Below are 17,623 nucleotides of genomic sequence, written 5' to 3' on the forward strand. Positions count from 1 at the left end.
AATCGCGAGGCTTCTGTCTAACTAAATAAGCTCTAGTTTAGATCTTTCATGTTTGCTGCTTTAATATCAGCTTCAGCTTCTGCAACAGCATCAGTTAGAGCAGTGAACACTTCTTCACCACCTTTGATGTTTGTTTTGAACCAGTCATAAACTGGTGAAGCTGCTTCTTTAAAGGCTGCTTTTTCAGCTGGTGTTGGCACATAAAGATCACCACCGCCTGCTACAAATGCTTCGTATGCTGCAATAGATTTACGCTTTGGAGAAGCAAATGTTGCTTGTTGAAGCGCTGAGAAACCATCAACAACAACTTGACGAAGATCTTCTGGCATTGACATGAATTTGTCATTACCCATCCACCATAGAGCACCCATGTAAGCATGGCCATCAAGTGTTACATACTGAAGACCAGCATCTGGGAATTTCATGCCCATGATGTCAGTGATACCGTTTTTAGAACCTTCAACAACACCAGTTTGGAATGATGTAAATAGCTCAGGCCACGGGATCGGTGTTGGAGCTGCACCCAGTGCTTTAACCAACTCTTGTGGCAGATCAGCAACAACTGTACGGATCTTTAGACCTTCCATATCAGATGGGTTTTGAACACGACGTTTTGTGTTCGCAAAGTTACGCCAGCCGCCTGTGTTACCAACAGTCATCAAGCGAATTTTATTGCCTGAATCTGCCAATGCCATGTCACGAACTTTACGTGTGAAATCGCCTTGCAAAACAGCTTCAGCAACACGGTCACTTGACATCAGGTATGGTAGATCAAGCACCTGCACATATGGGAATGCACCCGCAGCACCGCCAGATGTTGAGATGTAAACATCGATTGTGCCATCTGCTACACCTTGAAGACATTCAGCACCTTTTGAGCAAAGCTGAGTACCGATGAATAGCTCAACAGCAACTTTACCGTTTGAAGCAGCTTCAACATAGTTTTTGAAAACAACTAGACCATCATAATCCTCGTCATTCTCATTTGAGTTGGCAGTTGCACGGATAGTGAAATCAGCAGCAAATGCTGTAACTGCACTACTCGTCAAAAGACCAAGACCAAGCGCAGCTGCGCCTAATGTATTGATGAGTTTGTTCATATTTTTCCTCCGTTTGTGAGCCACCATGACTCAGTATTATTCAATATTTATAGCCCCATTGTGACAGGGATATAGATTTTAAGAAACTTAAAAGATTGCTCCTAAAAGCGGCCCCATTAAGTCTGCATCTTTTACAAATCCCAACCATTTTGGAATACCCAAAGAGATGATCGGGAAATATGTAATCAAGAAGATCACGAACACTTCAACTGCCAAGAATGGCAAAATAGCACGTGAAATTGCTTCTACTTTCACCCCAGATACCGATGATGCTACAAATAACACAAGCCCCATCGGCGGCGTTGCCAAACCAACTGTTAAGTTGACCGACATGATCATTGCAAAATGCACTGGGTGAATACCCATATTGATGAAGATTGGCGCTAAGATCGGACCCAAAATGATAATCGCAGGTCCCGCGTCTAAGAACATGCCAACAATGAACAACAAGATGTTGATCAGCAATAATAAGAACAGCGGGTCACTTGTGATCGACACAATGAACACTGCCAAATCTTCAGCAGCATGCGACAAGCTCACAACCGTTTTAAACGCCATCGCTGCACCAACCAGCAACAAGACAACGCCTGATGTCGTCGCTGAGCGAATGAGAACGCCGGGCACTTCGTTGAGTTTAAGTGTGCGCAACACGATCAGACCCAAGAAGGCTGCATAAGCAACCGCAAGAGCCGATGCTTCTGTTGGTGTTGCAACACCGCCCAAAATACCGCCCAGAATAATGACTGGAGTTAGAAGCGGCAGCACTGCACGTTTTGAAACAATTCTGAAATTCTCAGACATTAAACGGCGCTGGATTTGAACAATCACTTCGCCAATGACCAGCGCAATTGCAAATGCAAGCGCTCTTTGACCGCCAGTCATTTCCTCAGCAAATCCACCAAGACTTGTGACGAGCGGATAAAGCACAGCAGCGAGCATTATTCTAAGGATAATGCGCGCAGCCAAGTTCTCACCTGGCGATATCGTCACATTATTCAATACAACACGTTTTGCTGGTGGATATTCATATTTGTTGGCCATTAGGCGCGTAACAATCATCAAGCCTAGGCCAACCAAAATGCCCGGAATAATGCCGCCAGCAAAAAGCGCGGCAACCGAAACTTCCATCACATAAGCATAAATGATCATAATGCCTGATGGCGGAATAATCGGTCCAATCACCGATGATGCTGCCGTGATCGCAGCTGAGAACTTACGTGTGTAACCCTCTTTTTCCATCGCTGGGATCAACATTGAACCCAATGCAGATGTATCGGCTACAGCAGAACCGGACATGCCGGCAAAGAGCATTGATGATAAGATGTTCACTTGCGCCAAGCCACCACGAACAGAACCGATAATTGCCTGACAAAAACTCACCAAACGTTCGGTGATACCACCGCGGTTCATCAATTCACCCGCGAGCATAAAGAACGGGATAGCAAGCAAAACGCCGTTATCAATGCCGTTGAAGATATTGCGGTACATCAACGCAACGTCTTTCTCTTGGCCATTAAGATAAAGCAGGATACCTGGTGCCGCCAACATGGCAAAAAATACTGGCACGCCGAACATTAAGAAGATTAAGAATAAAGGTAGAAAGAGTGCTAACATGATTAATCTCCCACCATAACTGCAGGTGTTTCCAGAGATGGAAACTCCTCTTCCGACCATATAAATTGTGCAATCTGACGAAGAATAAGCTCAGCTGAAACAATGAGCATAATGACCAGCAATACAGACATCGCTAAATAGATATATGCCGTTTTGAATTCTAAACTGGTACCTAAAAGCTGATTAATACCACTGTCTTGCAACAGACGGTTTAAACCAGATGAATCAAATAGCAGCGGCGCAGAAAAATGCGCCCAAGCATGGGATAGCATCACAACAATAACCAGCGTGGCAAGAAGCAAAATGGTGAACATCAGCAAAGCACGCACCTTTTTGGGCATCATGTCTGGCACCATTTCGATGGCAACGAAACCGGCATATCGATAAGCAGACGGCGCTACAAAAGCCATCATCCAAATCATCAATGCACGCGCAGCTTCCTCAGGCCATGGCAGCGCATTGTTGAGCGCATATCGATAAAAAATTTGAAGAAGGATACAAAAGACCATCAAAACCATTGCCACGCAGGCAAGGCTTCGACCGAAGCTTAAAAGTCGATTATTGAACCCGCCAATAATCGCTAGTAACGTTGAAATTGTATTCAAAATATCCTCCCCAGTTTATTTTGAAATTCAGAACGATGTCAGACGAGTTTACTTCATCTCATCATCTGAAAAAGTTCCAAACTTTCCGGCGTTAAAAATAAGCGGCTGGCCAGCCCTTTGTGAGAAACGTTTCACACGACCAATCAAAATTGAATGATCACCCCCATCGTGAACAGCTTCACTTTCGCACTCAAATCTTGCAAGTGCTCTTTTTGCAAGTGGGACTTTACCGGAACTCATATCCCATTCCTGCTCGTTAAAACTATTCCCATTCTTGGCAAATGCCATAGCAAGGTCAAGTTGATTTTTAGCCAAAATATGGATCGCATAGTCCGACGCATGACGAAAAGCTTCATAGCGTCCGGATTTTTTTGCAATTGACCAAAGCACCAGTGCTGGATCCAAAGAAACAGAGGCAAACGAGTTAACAGTCATGCCTATTGGCCCCTGATCTGTCTTTGCCGTAATCAAGGTCACACCAGTGCCAAAACATCCCAAAGCGTCGCGAAAAGCGCGTTCAGTTTCTGCACTCGGTTTTACATTTTCAGTTTGCAAAACATGCACATTATTCAATATTGATGGATCAATATCATGCGATTGGTCATGCATGTTTTTAGCACCTTGAGTTTCGATTTTTTGCACAAGCATTATATGCCCTTTCAACTAAGCCACTTCGCGACCCAAAGCTAGCGTATAAATTTGATACCAAGTTATACGGTCCATGTTCACCTTCATCGCATCTGAGAGATTAGCGATTCTTGAAAGGTTATTTGTTCCCATAACCGGCAGAATTTTTGACGGATGCGCCAAGATCCATGCAACGGCTACAGCAGAACGATCTGTTCCAGTTTCCGCGGCAATTTTATCTAGTGCTTGCGTCAACTCAGTATCCGCAGTCATGAGCGCACCACCACCAAGCGGTGACCACGCCATTAAGTGCTCCCCATTTTTTTGATGGAACGCAATATCACCATTGGTCAAAGCTTCATGCGCTGACACAGAAAATTCAATCTGATTGGTCACAAGCTTGTTGCTCATCGCCGATTGTAGCAATTCCCAGTCGTAAGGCTTGAAGTTTGAAACACCAATATTTCCAACCTTGCCAGATGAAACAAGCGCATCAAGCGCTGCCCCCGTTTCATGGTGATCCATAAATGGGTCAGGTCGGTGAATAAGCAAGAGATCGATGTGATCAATCGCCATATAGGACAATGACGCATCCACTGAGCTGTTAATATGCGCAGCAGAAGTGTCGTAGTATTTTACAGGCTTGTCTGAATATTTGCCCATAGGTGCAACAATATCGCACTTGGTGACAATTTCCATCTTGGCGCGGAGCGATGGATTAGCTTTTAGCGCCTCACCCAACACTGCTTCCGCAACATAACCACCATATATATCAGCCTGATCAAATGTAGTGATCCCTTGATCAAGGCAGGCATTAATTTTCGCGTCAACATGCGCAACGGACGTATCAGCATCATCAGCAATACGCCACATACCATAAACAATTCGGCTCATTTCGAGTGAGCTTGAAAGACTAACACGTTCCATTAACGACGAACTCCAGCAGCAAGGGGTGTTTCAGGTGGACTTGAAGGCACACGATTATAAGCATGTGGCAACGAGCAAGTATCGAGATGCGGCATAACAAGTTTGCCAAAATATTCAGCTTCATCAATATGCGGGTAACCTGAGAAGATAAACGCACGCATGCCCATTTTTTTGTATTCTTCGATTTTCGATAGAACCTGATCGGCAGAACCCACCAGCGCTGCACCACAGCCAGAACGCGCACGACCAACACCGGTCCACAAATTGTCTTCGATAAAGCCATATTCATCTGCGATGTCGCGATTTTTAGCCTGATGCGACACACCTAGAGATGTGGCATCGAGTGCACGCTCACGAATCATACGGCCATATTCATCATCAAGTTTTGATGTAATATATTCAGCATATTCATTGGCTTCTTGCTCAGTTTCACGAACAATCATGTGAACGCGCAAACCATAGTCCAATGTGCGGTTATATTTCTCTGCAACCGCGTTAACCGCCTTCATCCGTCCGGCAAGTTCTTCCTGCTTTTCAGGCCACATGAGATAAACATCACAATGCTCACCGCATAAATCGAGCGCTGCAGGTGAATAACCACCAAAATATAAAAGCGGACCGCCATTTTGCTGATAAGGCTTAACAGGATCAGTCGTTAGCCCTTTAGAGAAGTCATAAACTTCGCCCTTGTAGGTAATTTCGTCTTGCGTCCAAGCTTGCTTTAAGATCTCAACAACCTCGCGCGAACGCTGATAACGGTAATTGCTATCTTCTTTTTGACCCGGGAAATCGGAAGAAATGATATTAATTGTCAAACGACCTTCAAGCATATGGTCAAGCGTTGCGATTGTACGCGCCAACATAATCGGCTGCATTTCACCACAGCGCACAGCAGCAAGAAGATTGATCTTTTCGGTAATTGGCGCACAACCCGCAACAAACGACAATGTGTCCTGTCCAACTTGATAAGATGATGGACATAAAATGTTGCGAAAGCCTTGTTTTTCAGCTGTTTTAACAATGTCACTGCAATGCGCCCAGCTTGAACGCAGACTACCATCTGGCACACCTAGAAACTGATAATCATCTGAACATAGAGCTGAAAACCAAGAGACTTCTGCTTGTTTTAAATCTTGCGATGAAATAGGTACGACTGACATCGCCAACTCCCCAAAAAAATATTTACTTGGGCTGAGGTTATCACCTTGTCTAGCTAGTATCAATAGTGTATCAATTTTTTTTAGCGCAATCTAATTAGGGGGAGATTTTTGTGATAAATTTGAATTCCAGTCCAAATAAACTTCCCATGTATGTCCAGATTAGCGAGCTGCTTATCCGTGATATTAGCGCCGGACGATTGCTTGATGGAGAGCGCCTGCCGCCGGAACGCGAGATGGCGCAATCTCTCAACACAACGGTCCGCACATTGCGCAAAGCACTGGCAATTTTAGTCGAAAAAGGCCTTTTGGAACGCGTTCAGGGCTCCGGTAATTACATTCGCAACAGCGGTGAGATCAATTCTATATACTCCATGTTTCGGCTTGAGCTGCCTGAAGGTGGCGGCCTGCCGAAAGCGGATGTACTCTCAGTCGATGCATTAAAGAAGCCGGAAGATTTGCCAGAATTTGGCACGGCAGATCACGGCACACGAATAAGACGATTGCGCTATTTGGATAAGACCATCATCGCAATTGAAGAGATATGGCTCGATGGGGGCGCAGGCAAAGTCCCCAAAAGCAAATTGTCTGATTCTCTGTATGATTTTTACAAAAAACAATTGGGGTTTTGGATCAATCGAGCAGAAGATCGCGTTGGGGTGGGCCACGCACCTGACTGGACCCCATCCATGTTTACCAAACAAGTTGGCGACACCACCGGATATATCGAGCGGCTTAGCTGGGCAAATGACCCAGAACCGGTCGAGTTTTCCAAAACCTGGTTTGATACGGACCAGGCGGTTTATGTCACACGTTTAAAATAGGAAAAAACAAGAAGAATGACCAAGATAGTAAAGTACGGCGTAGTTGGCGGTGGCATGATGGGCCAAGAACACATCAAAAATATTGCGCTGTTAAAAGACACGCAGGTGGCAGGTATCTTTGAGCCAAATGAGGAAATGGCCAAGATTGTATCTCATTTAGCACCAGACGCGCGCCTGTGCAGCAGTCTTGAAGATTTGCTTTCAATCGATGATTTGGACTGCATTGTTATTGTCAGCCCAAATCATGTTCACTTGGAGCAGCTAGAGCTGATCGCAAAAACACGCCCACTGCCGTTATTGGTTGAAAAGCCACTCTTTACAGACCCCACCGCATTTGATCGTGTCCTGGAGTTTCAAAAAAACTATCCGGCTCCTGTTTGGGTGGCGATGGAATATCGCTATATGCCGCCAATTGCGGCAATGTTTGACAAGCTAAAAAGCGCCGTTGGTGATGTTAAAATGCTCAGCATCAAAGAGCACCGTTTCCCGTTCCTCGCCAAAGTGAATGACTGGAACCGCTTTAACGCAACATCAGGCGGTACATTTGTCGAAAAATGTTGCCACTTCTTTGATCTTATGCGCCTCATCACTCAGTCTGAGCCCACACGCATTATGGCAAGCGCCGGACAAGACGTTAATCATCTTAATGAAAACTATTCAAACGGTAAACCTGACATTTTAGACAATGGCTTTGTCATCGTAGAGTTTGAAAACGGCATAAGAGCCATGCTCGAATTATGCATGTTTGCCGAAGGCTCTCGTTTCCAAGAAGAAATCAGCGTTATTGGTCCGGAAGGTAAAATTGAAGCACATGTGCCTGGCCCATCACGTTTTTGGCCTGAACATTTAGGTACGCCGCCAGTGCCTGAAGTCGTTGTATCCAAGCGCGATCCGAAAGGACCAGAAACATTGCTCATCCCTGTTGATCCAACATTGCTGGATGCGGGCGATCACAATGGTTCAACATTCTACCAACATGAAGGCTTTTTAGAGCTTGTGCGCGGTGAGCGCGATACTGCGGACGTGACACTTGAAGACGGTTGGAAAGCTGTGGCAATTGGCATGGCGGCACAATCGAGCATCGCATCTGGCCAAAGCGTTGAATGGAAATCATTTTTAAGTGAACTCAACGCAGCTTAGGGCTGCTGACCACTTAATTACATATCAGGATAATGAAAGCGCGTTTCTTACGAGGCGCGTTTTTTTGTGCGCAACGAAGAAGTCGCCATCAATCGAACTAGAGTGTATAAGTTTAGAAAATTTAAGAAATGGTGCCCAGGGGTGGACTGGACACCACTTTGGTAAACTACTGGCTTAAACATTAATTTAGAGTGCTGTTTGGTTTGTGTCTCAAGTATATGTCACACTTATACAACGAATTATGTATTTACCCGCAAAATATCATAATCACAAGAAACAACCTGTTCACCTCATGCCCCAAGTTTTTAAACTTCTTTATTGAAGATGGTTTATCAATGATTGAATGTTTCTCTTCTTACTTGCAACAAATTCTTTTTCATCTGCTTCAATGCTTTATCATCTGAACGTATAAATAGCGCATAGGAAACTTTACCTATCAACTGCTCTAATGTCCCGCTTGGGGATTTTGACTTAATATGTCTGGCATGCCCATATATCCCATATTTGTTAATGAAGTAGTGCTCCTGGCGAATTGATCTTAAGAAGTTAGACTCCAAGGACAACCGCTCATTAACTATCACCCCCGTAACTTTTTGCTTATTATTATTTTTCAGAATTTTCGTTTTTTTCTTGTTGATTCGGAGTGATTTTGATTTCAGTAGCTTGGCAATTTTTTCTATGACAACAGCAAAATCTAATTCACTCCCTGAAACCGTAACGTCATCGGCATAACGTGAGTATCTAAGGTTTAGTTTTCGGCAAAACTCCAGCATTTCAATATCAAAATCATATAGATATAAGTTGCTCAAATACCCGCTAGTCGCGGCACCTTGCGGTAGCACGCCATTTAAGCAACACAGCTTGGCCAAACCAATGGCAACAGTCTTTCGATATCCAAAACCCATGAAAATCTTGGTTACTTGATATTCATCAATTGAACCAAAAAAATTCTCGACATCAGTCTTTAAAACTTTTGGCTGTTTTCGGTGCAGTCTCGCATTAGTTTTAATAGATTGCTTTTTCATATAAGCTTTGGCTGCGGGATGACATGCTTTTTTTTCGAGGATATTCTCTAATATCCATCGCTGTACAAGCAATAACGTTGGAAGAGGGGCGTCGATTTGTCTAGTCCCGCCATTTGATTTCCGCAGCTGAAAAGTTCTGTAATAAGATTTTGGGGAATTAGTCATTCCAAACACATTTTTATCGTGCATGCGCATCATCAGGGATAGGTGTTCTAGAGAAACTATAGGAGGTGCACCACCTTCTGGGAAACTCGAAATATACTCAATTACGGCTTCTGCTTCAGCTTCCGAAACATCAGGAGAGACTTTAATTTTTGGGAAGTTCATAGTAAGGAGTTCTCTTTTTGTTACCAAACATCTCTATCAATAGCCTCCTAAAAGGCTATTGAACAAGGACGAAAGGACGCATCGGTCTGCCGTCGTCGCAGCTCCGCGAGGCGATGGTAGACCGAAGGCTCGTTCTAGGTCCGATCAAGGAACGCGACTCGCGTTCCCAGCAGGTGATGATTAATCACTTGCCATTTCTAACATCACGAAAAATTTCCGCAGCAAGAGAACTCCCAACTATAAACTCCTTAATTTCATTTTTTGGCAAAATCGCTTTGGTGTCAATATCTATCATTGGAGGCTTCTTATTTCCGCACAACCTATATATGTAATCGCGACCGGATTGTGTTAATTCGAGTGTTTCTCTAGTTTTGCGAGCTAAACGTAGCTCCAATAAAGCGTTTATTTCCGAAGAAACGCGAGGTGACAATCGGCCATAAATAAGTTCTGACGGTAATTGCTGACCATAAAATAAGGACCGAAGGACAAGAAAACGAACTCGTCTTACGTCGCTTTGCGGGGAAATGGTGCGGGCCATTTATTCTCTCCTTCACACCAAAAAATTGGAAGTGTATTATCTGGTGTTTTTTTCATAGTTACAGTAGCTTGACTATTCTTATAACCCATGCTCTCGAATGCACTACATCCCGTCTCCTTTTCTATATTTATATAGGCATTCTCAACATCCTTGTATTTGCCTGCTAAGGCTATTTTCTCCAAGGCCTTGGGTCGCACATGCAATGAGATTACAGTAATACCAGCCTTTTCAATTTTTTCCTTGCCTTCCTCTTGGATGACTAATGTTGCTAATATGTCAATTTTTGGATCAATATTCTCTTTAGCTAACCAATCCAGCATATCAATAAACTGATCACCGGTTCCAACAAAATCATCCACAAACACTTTGGCATCGTTATTACGCCAAAACTCCTCTTTAGTGGGATTGTCTGTAAAGATAAGTTGTTTACCTTCAATCATTCCTTGATTTGCATCCATGTCGTAAACTAAGGCATCACCACTTTTAACACGTACCGCACCCGGAACCTTAACAGGACAAAATCGAATCTTTTCTGCTGCAACGGCGTTGCATACTTGTTCGAGCAGCTCGGATGATGGACGGGTATAGTCCTTCAAAATCATGTAGTCCGAGAGCAACTTTAGCGCCAGCTTCCGATCAGAGCCCTTCATTGGGGTCAAAAAATTTGTGAGAACTTGTTCGACGGTATCTTTTCGACCTCCAAACATTCCATCAAAAGCAGACCAACCTTTATCATTAACCAACATACTAACTTGATCAAGCTCTGATGCATCCATCTAACCATTTTCCAATTCAAATCCACCAATCCTATCACTTCAACATCTGACATATACCGATGTTAAAAAACATTAAAACAAACGTTATTACAGTTAAGTCAATAGCAATCTGGAATAGTCCAATCTTAACATGCACTTCTTAACGCCTTTAAATGCTGATACATCAACCAAATTGGATATCTGAAGTAATAAATCCAATGTCGATATAGTGATAGATAGGAGCATAGTTTCAAGCGGGAGTATCCCACATGCACAGCATACTTAACTATTTAGATCTAAGGTCTTTGGTTTATTTAAAAATGGTGCCCGGGGGCGGATTTGAACCACCGACACGCGGATTTTCAATCCGCTGCTCTACCCCTGAGCTACCCGGGCAATCAATTGGAACTGTTGCCAAATTTTAAGTTCTGACATTGAGGTTTATCGTCAGAAGCGAGCGCGTTATACCACGTTGTTCATCTAAGTCTAGTGGAGATTTGCATGAATTCGCAATCTTTTTTCATCTGGTAAACAAGATGATATTGCAAGTCAGCTTTTTACCCTCGATCATCGTCATCCTGATCAAGATTTTCTTCAATTTCAGAAACTGGAATTGCATATGAACCATTGAGCCAACGGCCTAAATCCATGTTTTTGCAGCGTTCTGAACAAAATGGATGACAATGGCGATCAGATGGTTGCCCGCATTCAGGACACGGCACTGTTTTACGCATCGGGGAAACATTATCAGCAGTCATTAGATCGCAGTGCGCCCTTTCCAGTTTCGGCTAATATTATAACCCTCGCCGATCAATAGATTTGAGGTTTCATACAGCGGCAAGCCCACAACATTGGAATAAGAACCAACAAGTTTGACGACAAAGCTGCCTGCAATACCTTGGATGGCATATGCGCCCGCTTTACCACGCCATTCCCCACTATCAAGATAATGCTCGATCTCAGCTTTTGGAATGCGTTTAAATCGTAGCCGTGTTTCAACCACTTTTTGCCGCACGGAACCATCGGGCGTAATAATGCACACACCAGAATACACACGGTGATTTCGGCCAGATAATAAATGTAGCGCGTTATTTGCTTCTTCAATCATCTCAGCTTTGGGCAAAATACGCCGCCCAACCGAGACAACAGTATCGGCAGCGAGAATAAATGAATTGCCCCATTGAGGATCATTTTTAATGGCTTTGCGAGCAGCTTTCGCCTTATCGCCAGCTAAACGGCGCGCAAGAGACTTTGGATGCTCAGATTTTCCGGGACTTTCGTCCAAATCCATCGGCATAAGACGATCAGGCTTAACGCCGATTTGCTCAAGCAGCTCAACACGTCTTGGCGATCCTGAGGCCAATATAAGCTTTACATCGTCATCCATGAAACTGCCGCCTTTTTATATCGAGCGAATTACTTATAGCGATATGTGATACGACCTTTAGTCAGGTCATAAGGTGTCATTTCAACAAGAACTTTATCACCAGCTAAAACACGAATACGGTTTTTACGCATGCGGCCAGCAGTATGCGCAATAATCTCGTGTTCATTTTCAAGCTTTACACGAAATGTTGCATTTGGGAGGAGCTCAGTCACAACGCCCGGGAACTCAAGAACTTCTTCTTTTGCCATTATATTTTGATCTTCCTTTGTAAGATTTGATGCTTGTTATGCAGCATCTCGTCATCGATTTTCTGAATTGCTGCGGAAACTACACAATTGATAGGGATTTGTGAACTGATTTGATCAATCAATTTTACATACCCTTAAATAACTTGCATTTTTTACGGTAAAAACGCTTCGCGAATGCGTTTTGTCAGTGATTCTCGCACGTTGCGATATGCACCGAGCATCTGATCACGTGTGCCTTTCACCAAGGTTGGGTCTTCTGTCGGCCAATAAATCACATCAACGGCAGATGTTTTGGTAATATCTAATGCGCGTTTATGTGCCTCAGGGGTCAATGCAACCAACACATCGAAAAAGCCATCTGCCATTTCATTATAAATGCGCGGCTGATGATGGCGCAGATCAAGATTGATCTCTGCTAAGACCGCATCAACAAAATGATCGTGTTCCCCTTCTTGCAAACCTGCGCTCTGAACAAATACATCTTTTTTCAAAATGGATTTGGCAATCGCTTCCGCCATAGGCGAACGGATCGCATTCATGCCGCAGATAAACAAAATAGAGGATGGTTTCTTCATATATTCGATTCGCCCACTAACCTTGCCAATGCAAAACGCAAATGAGCGTGAACAAGCGGCGCGATGTATCGACATCGATATTAATCTTTCCATCCAAACGATCGGTCAGAATTTGCGCGCCTTCATTGTGAATACCGCGACGCCCCATATCAACTGCTTCAATACGATTTGGCGTGGCTGATTTAATCGCCTCATAATAGCTCTCACAAATCATGAAATAGTCTTTGACAATTTGGCGGAATGGGGTCAGCGATAAGATATGGGTTATTAAATGCTCGCCATCATCATTTGAAATATCAAACGCTAACCGTGTCTCGACCACCGAAAGCTTCAACTTATAAGGCCCCTGATCAAGTCCAACGAGCTCGAAGCTATTTTCCTCAATCAGATCAAATATCGCAATGGCACGTTCGTGCTCAATATCAGGTGTTGCGCGCCCGATGGATTCATCAAGAGCAACATCACTTAGTCTATGGTTACTTTTCTCGCCCATATACCTATCCTCTTGCATTCATCCGGATAGATATTGAACGCGCATGCGCACCCAATCCTTCCGTATCCGCAAGTGTCATTGCAGCAGGCCCCAATGCTGCGAGTTGATCTGCGCCTAATTTTAGCACAGAAGTTCGTTTTATATAGTCATATACAGATAAGCCCGATGAAAAACGAGCTGATCGCGCAGTTGGTAAAACGTGGTTTGATCCGGCGACATAATCACCAATAGCTTCGGGCGTATAATGCCCGACAAAGATCGCACCTGCATTGCGCACATGCTTGATGTAATCATCAGCATTATCAAGCGCCAACTCTAAGTGTTCCGCAGCTATTCGGTTTGCTAATGGAAACGCATCCATAATACCGCTGACCATGATAATCGCGCCAAAATCATTCCAAGACTGCAGTGCAATTTCACCACGAGGTAGTGCTTTAATCTGCGATGCAACAGCAAGTTCAACTTGTTCTGCAAGATCGGAACTATCTGTAATCAAGATCGCCTGCGCGCCAACGTCGTGCTCGGCTTGCGCAAGCAAATCAGCTGCAATCCAATCAGGATTATTGTTCTTATCAGCAATGATCAGAACCTCAGATGGGCCAGCGATCATATCAATGCCGACAGTACCAAATACCTGACGTTTTGCAGCCGCAACCCAAGCATTTCCTGGGCCAACAATCTTTGCAACAGGTGCAATGCTTTCAGTACCATAGGCCAATGCAGCAACGGCTTGCGCGCCGCCAATGCGGTAAATCTCATCCACACCTGCAATCTTTGCTGCAGCAAGAACGGCCGGATTAAGCACACCTTTTTGAGAAGGGGCCACCATCACAACACGCTCAACACCTGCAACTTTTGCCGGCACCGCGTTCATCAACACGGAGCTGGGATAACTTGCCGTACCACCTGGCACATAAAGACCAACAGCATCAATTGCTGTCCAGCGCGAACCTAATTCAACACCCAGCGGGTCTGTATAAAAATCATCCCCTGGCATTTGTCGTGCATGGTGGCTTGCAATCCGATCATGGGCAAATTGAAGCGCATCACGCACATCTTGCGGGGTAGCCTCAAAAGCTTCGTCAATCTCATCAGCGCTAACCGATAACCCTTTAGCTTTCGTATCATTCCCATCAAACTTTAGTGTCAGCTCATGAAGCGCCTCATCACCCTCGGCTTGCACCTTTTCAATGATCGCATTCACATCTGAAATGACATCTGGCGATACTTCACGTTTTGTTGTCAAAAACGCAGCAAAGTCATTTTCAAAGTCTGGTTGTTGGGCTGATAACTTAAGTACCAATTTGGTCTCTCCGGAGTTCGGGCTTTAAAGTGTCGGCTTGAAAGTATGATCTGGTGATAAAATTTTAAACACTATGGTGCGGCTTGGATTTGGCTTCCCACGCAGCACCAGTATCGGTCAATTGCACCTCAATACACTCAACGTCAAGCAAAATGCCTGCATCAGCTGCCAATACCAACTCAATTTCACCCTCAGGGCCTTCACCATTTTTGCGAAACTGTATCGCTAGCAATGACATCACAATCGCATTGTCTTTCAAATTGATGCCGCGTGTTTTGACATTTCGCACGCGTTTAAAGGCAACATTCACACGTCTGCGCTCATTGGTATGCGAGCGATCATCGCCCTTGCCTTCCCAAACGAACCTATTGGCAGCCAATAAAAACTGGCTGTTTTTGTGATCAAATTCCAGACCTTCAACTTTAAAAATAGCATCCTGCATTGTTGCGGAGATCACCGTTAGGTCTTCATCATCCAATGCAATAAGTTTAAGCTCTGTCATGGCCGAATATAAATCCTAGTCGCTCACGCGCTGCACATTTGCGCCGCATCGATTGAGTTTTTCTTCCAATTGTTCAAATCCGCGATCAAGGTGATAAACGCGGTTTACTTCCGTCACACCATCGGCGACAAGTCCAGCAATAACCAGTGCAGATGACGCGCGTAAGTCAGTTGCCATCACAGGTGCACCCGTTAGTTTTTCAACACCGGTAATTGTCGCTGTTTGGCCATCAAGAGAAATATCCGCACCTAAACGTGCTAATTCCTGCACATGCATGAAGCGGTTTTCAAAAATCGTTTCAGTGATCTTTGAAACACCATTGGCGCGCGTCATAAGCCCCATAAATTGCGCTTGCAAATCTGTTGGGAAACCCGGAAACGGATCTGTTGTGACATCAACAGGTTGAATGGCCCCACCATTGCGGCGAACGCGGATACCATTTTCAACCGTTAAGACTTCAGTGCCAGTCGCACGCAGTGAATCAAGCGCTGAATTAAGCAAATCTGAGCTTGTATCTTCGAGCACCACATCGCCACCTGTCATCGCAACAGCCATGGCATAAGTGCCGGTTTCAATACGGTCAGGCAACACGCGGTGACGTGCACCAGAAAGCGATGTGACGCCTTCAATAGTGATTGTCGATGTGCCTGCACCTGAGATTTTAGCGCCCATTGCGTTCAAACATTTTGCAAGATCGGAAACTTCTGGTTCACGCGCTGCATTTGAAATCGTTGTTGTGCCCTTTGCAAGCGTTGCAGCCATCATCATAACATGTGTGGCACCCACAGAGACTTTTGCAAATTCAAATTCGCTACCAACCAAACCTTGTTTGGCGTTGGCAATCACATAACCATTATCAATTTCAATTTCCGCACCAAGTGCGCGTAATCCATCGATAAACAGATCAACAGGACGTGTACCAATTGCGCAACCGCCAGGTAGCGATACTTTTGCAGTTCCCATTCGTGCCAGCAATGGTCCAATAACCCAGAAGCTGGCACGCATTTTCGACACAAGCTCATAAGGCGCTGTGGTATCTACAATGTGCCGGGCAGTGAAACTAACAGTGCGTGCATAACCTTCGCTTTGGCGCTCGCGTCGACCACTTACGGCAACATCCACACCATGATTGCCCAAAATGCGGGTCAATTGCTCAACATCTGCCAAACGCGGCAAGTTTTCCAGTGTTAGCGTATCATCTGTTAAAAGCGAAGCGATCATAAGCGGGAGTGCAGCATTTTTAGCGCCTGAAATCGGGATAACCCCATTAAGTTCATTTCCGCCGACAATTTTAATACGATCCATGGGCAAATAAGGGGCGCACCCCATCCTTTATTACTGTTTCAGCACGGTTTATCTGAACTTTCGCTGTGCTTCAACATGCGTGTTGAAATGAAGTTAATCGGATTGGTTACCGCCAGAATTTACATCTAAATTATTGTGGCTTTCATCTTCGTGAACTGCGGGCAATCCGCTCGTTTGATCTGCTTTTCCATTACGCGTTGCACGGCTTTGTCCCTTGCGGCGTTTGAGATTCTGCCGCAATTGCTCAGCCAGGCGCTTTTTCTTCAGCTCTTGTTGTTTGGATTGGTCGCTCATGGGACCCATTTAAACCACTTTCATGGCTAGGAAAAGACCAGATTTTGGCAACAATATGTTTTTGCCAAGCTGATGTGGGTTGCGCAGAAGCAAATCCTATGGCAATAGGCAACCAGAACAGATGAAATCAACAAATCGTTCGAAACTGCTGCCGTAGCTCAGGGGTAGAGCACTCCCTTGGTAAGGGAGAGGTCGGGTGTTCAAATCACCTCGGCAGCACCATAAAACATAAATAAAATCAATAGTTTAGCTTGTTGCGCTTTGTTGGTCAACAAAATCTGAATCATGCAACGCATGATTTTTATGTCGTTAATCGTCACTTTTGGTGGAGTTTGTTGGTCAGAGTTTGCTGAAATAAGCTCCTAATTTTTAACTGATTTAGCTCTGAAACTAATAGTTTTGTTGGTCCCACAAGAGGCTTTGTCTATTTTGCAGGCGCGAGAAGACCTACAGAAAACACAAGAGTACAAACCGAAATTTTTATCAGTATTAAATCGTGATGTATTATAAGAAAATGATGCAGACATAAAACTGTCTGTAGACGTGGACGTCATTCAAAGACACAGACACGGTTGAGATGCAGACGTAGACGCAGCTAACATGGCATGATCATGCCATGTTTTTGATAGAATTTTTAGTTTTAATTATTCGTAGTACGGATACCTAGTCAGCTAGCGGCAGCGAAAACAAATGCTTGCTCGCTACAATGGTTGTTTCTGGCTTAACATCTTCAAACATATCCGCAAGACGTTCAGCTTCCGCTAACGCCATTTTTTCCTCAAGATTGAGAGATTCAAAAACTTCTGAATAGCTGTCGAGTTCGCTAACATCTTTAAGTTTTTCCTCAACATCGATCACAAGGTTAGCCATTAGTATC

21 protein-coding genes and 2 tRNA genes are annotated in these 17,623 nt (G+C 44.4%); 3 read left to right on the plus strand and 20 right to left on the minus strand.

From position 1 onward, the window contains the following. Positions 1-32: 32 nt before the first annotated feature. The 6 genes from ACZ1GZ_RS16715 to ACZ1GZ_RS16740 all read right to left on the minus strand — a co-directional run bounded on the left by ACZ1GZ_RS16715 (position 33) and on the right by ACZ1GZ_RS16740 (position 6,033). Positions 33-1,100: a TRAP transporter substrate-binding protein gene (locus tag ACZ1GZ_RS16715; RefSeq protein WP_472666002.1), complete on the minus strand. Its 1,068-nt coding sequence runs from the start codon at positions 1,098-1,100 to the stop codon at positions 33-35. A gap of 87 nt (positions 1,101-1,187) precedes the next feature. Beyond that, positions 1,188-2,714, minus strand: a complete 1,527-nt coding sequence (locus ACZ1GZ_RS16720) for a TRAP transporter large permease (RefSeq protein WP_472666003.1) — start codon at positions 2,712-2,714, stop codon at positions 1,188-1,190. A gap of 2 nt (positions 2,715-2,716) precedes the next feature. Further along, entirely contained in the window at positions 2,717-3,319 is a 603-nt protein-coding gene (locus ACZ1GZ_RS16725; RefSeq protein WP_472666004.1) for a TRAP transporter small permease, read from the minus strand. A 48-nt stretch (positions 3,320-3,367) separates the two neighbouring features. After that, complete coding sequence (locus tag ACZ1GZ_RS16730) at positions 3,368-3,967, minus strand: flavin reductase family protein (protein WP_472666005.1); 600 nt, start codon at positions 3,965-3,967, stop codon at positions 3,368-3,370. Positions 3,968-3,982: 15 nt separating this feature from the next. After that, positions 3,983-4,873, minus strand: coding sequence for an aldo/keto reductase (locus ACZ1GZ_RS16735; protein ID WP_472666006.1), 891 nt, complete (start codon positions 4,871-4,873; stop codon positions 3,983-3,985). After that, positions 4,873-6,033 (minus strand): LLM class flavin-dependent oxidoreductase, encoded by a 1,161-nt coding sequence (locus ACZ1GZ_RS16740; RefSeq protein ID WP_472666007.1) that lies wholly within the window; start codon positions 6,031-6,033, stop codon positions 4,873-4,875. The genes ACZ1GZ_RS16735 and ACZ1GZ_RS16740 overlap by 1 nt, the downstream gene beginning before the upstream one ends. Positions 6,034-6,152: 119 nt before the next feature. Here ACZ1GZ_RS16740 and ACZ1GZ_RS16745 point away from each other — a divergent pair, with 119 nt between their 5' ends. Both ACZ1GZ_RS16745 and ACZ1GZ_RS16750 read left to right on the plus strand, forming a co-directional pair. Next, on the plus strand, positions 6,153-6,854 hold the full coding sequence (locus tag ACZ1GZ_RS16745) for a GntR family transcriptional regulator (protein WP_472668342.1): 702 nt from the start codon (positions 6,153-6,155) through the stop codon (positions 6,852-6,854). Positions 6,855-6,869: 15 nt separating this feature from the next. Continuing rightward, positions 6,870-7,994 carry a Gfo/Idh/MocA family protein gene (locus ACZ1GZ_RS16750; protein ID WP_472666008.1) on the plus strand — a complete coding sequence of 375 codons (1,125 nt, stop codon included), beginning with the start codon at positions 6,870-6,872 and terminating at the stop codon, positions 7,992-7,994. Between the two features lie 332 nt (positions 7,995-8,326). Here the strand turns inward: ACZ1GZ_RS16750 and ACZ1GZ_RS16755 are convergent, their stop codons facing one another. From ACZ1GZ_RS16755 to ACZ1GZ_RS16815, 13 genes are all read right to left on the minus strand, one after another. Next, on the minus strand, positions 8,327-9,346 hold the full coding sequence (locus ACZ1GZ_RS16755) for a reverse transcriptase family protein (RefSeq protein ID WP_472666009.1): 1,020 nt from the start codon (positions 9,344-9,346) through the stop codon (positions 8,327-8,329). 184 nt (positions 9,347-9,530) lie between these two features. Continuing rightward, positions 9,531-9,884, minus strand: a complete 354-nt coding sequence (locus ACZ1GZ_RS16760) for a hypothetical protein (RefSeq protein WP_472666010.1) — start codon at positions 9,882-9,884, stop codon at positions 9,531-9,533. After that, entirely contained in the window at positions 9,851-10,660 is an 810-nt protein-coding gene (locus ACZ1GZ_RS16765) for a phosphoribosyltransferase-like protein (RefSeq protein ID WP_472666011.1), read from the minus strand. Before ACZ1GZ_RS16765 ends, ACZ1GZ_RS16760 begins: the two co-directional genes overlap by 34 nt. 300 nt (positions 10,661-10,960) lie before the next feature. Continuing rightward, positions 10,961-11,035 (minus strand) — tRNA-Phe (locus tag ACZ1GZ_RS16770). A gap of 161 nt (positions 11,036-11,196) precedes the next feature. Beyond that, complete coding sequence (yacG, locus tag ACZ1GZ_RS16775; RefSeq protein ID WP_472666012.1) at positions 11,197-11,397, minus strand: DNA gyrase inhibitor YacG; 201 nt, start codon at positions 11,395-11,397, stop codon at positions 11,197-11,199. Further along, positions 11,397-12,026, minus strand: a complete 630-nt coding sequence (locus ACZ1GZ_RS16780; RefSeq protein ID WP_472666013.1) for a Maf-like protein — start codon at positions 12,024-12,026, stop codon at positions 11,397-11,399. The genes yacG and ACZ1GZ_RS16780 overlap by 1 nt, the downstream gene beginning before the upstream one ends. 29 nt (positions 12,027-12,055) lie before the next feature. Next, on the minus strand, positions 12,056-12,274 hold the full coding sequence (gene infA, locus ACZ1GZ_RS16785; protein WP_472666014.1) for a translation initiation factor IF-1: 219 nt from the start codon (positions 12,272-12,274) through the stop codon (positions 12,056-12,058). Positions 12,275-12,426: 152 nt separating this feature from the next. Continuing rightward, positions 12,427-12,849: an arsenate-mycothiol transferase ArsC gene (locus tag ACZ1GZ_RS16790; protein WP_472666015.1), complete on the minus strand. Its 423-nt coding sequence runs from the start codon at positions 12,847-12,849 to the stop codon at positions 12,427-12,429. Between the two features lie 16 nt (positions 12,850-12,865). Further along, positions 12,866-13,360: a UPF0262 family protein gene (locus ACZ1GZ_RS16795; protein WP_472666016.1), complete on the minus strand. Its 495-nt coding sequence runs from the start codon at positions 13,358-13,360 to the stop codon at positions 12,866-12,868. Then, a complete protein-coding gene (gene hisD, locus ACZ1GZ_RS16800) occupies positions 13,347-14,645 on the minus strand; it encodes a histidinol dehydrogenase (protein ID WP_472666017.1) in 1,299 nt (432 codons plus the stop codon). The genes ACZ1GZ_RS16795 and hisD overlap by 14 nt, the downstream gene beginning before the upstream one ends. Before the next feature lie 64 nt (positions 14,646-14,709). After that, on the minus strand, positions 14,710-15,147 hold the full coding sequence (locus tag ACZ1GZ_RS16805) for a DUF2948 family protein (RefSeq protein WP_472666018.1): 438 nt from the start codon (positions 15,145-15,147) through the stop codon (positions 14,710-14,712). Positions 15,148-15,162: 15 nt separating this feature from the next. After that, a complete protein-coding gene (murA, locus tag ACZ1GZ_RS16810; protein WP_472666019.1) occupies positions 15,163-16,452 on the minus strand; it encodes a UDP-N-acetylglucosamine 1-carboxyvinyltransferase in 1,290 nt (429 codons plus the stop codon). A 93-nt stretch (positions 16,453-16,545) separates the two neighbouring features. Continuing rightward, positions 16,546-16,746 carry a hypothetical protein gene (locus tag ACZ1GZ_RS16815; RefSeq protein ID WP_472666020.1) on the minus strand — a complete coding sequence of 67 codons (201 nt, stop codon included), beginning with the start codon at positions 16,744-16,746 and terminating at the stop codon, positions 16,546-16,548. Between the two features lie 147 nt (positions 16,747-16,893). On the opposite strand from ACZ1GZ_RS16815, the gene ACZ1GZ_RS16820 reads away from it, so the two are divergent. Continuing rightward, positions 16,894-16,968: transfer RNA gene (locus ACZ1GZ_RS16820), tRNA-Thr, on the plus strand. A gap of 441 nt (positions 16,969-17,409) precedes the next feature. On the opposite strand, the gene ACZ1GZ_RS16825 is transcribed toward ACZ1GZ_RS16820, so the two are convergent. After that, positions 17,410-17,616, minus strand: a complete 207-nt coding sequence (locus tag ACZ1GZ_RS16825; protein WP_472666021.1) for a hypothetical protein — start codon at positions 17,614-17,616, stop codon at positions 17,410-17,412. Between the last annotated feature and the right edge of the window lie 7 nt (positions 17,617-17,623).

This window comes from Lentilitoribacter sp. JB5-8, from assembly GCF_055693385.1.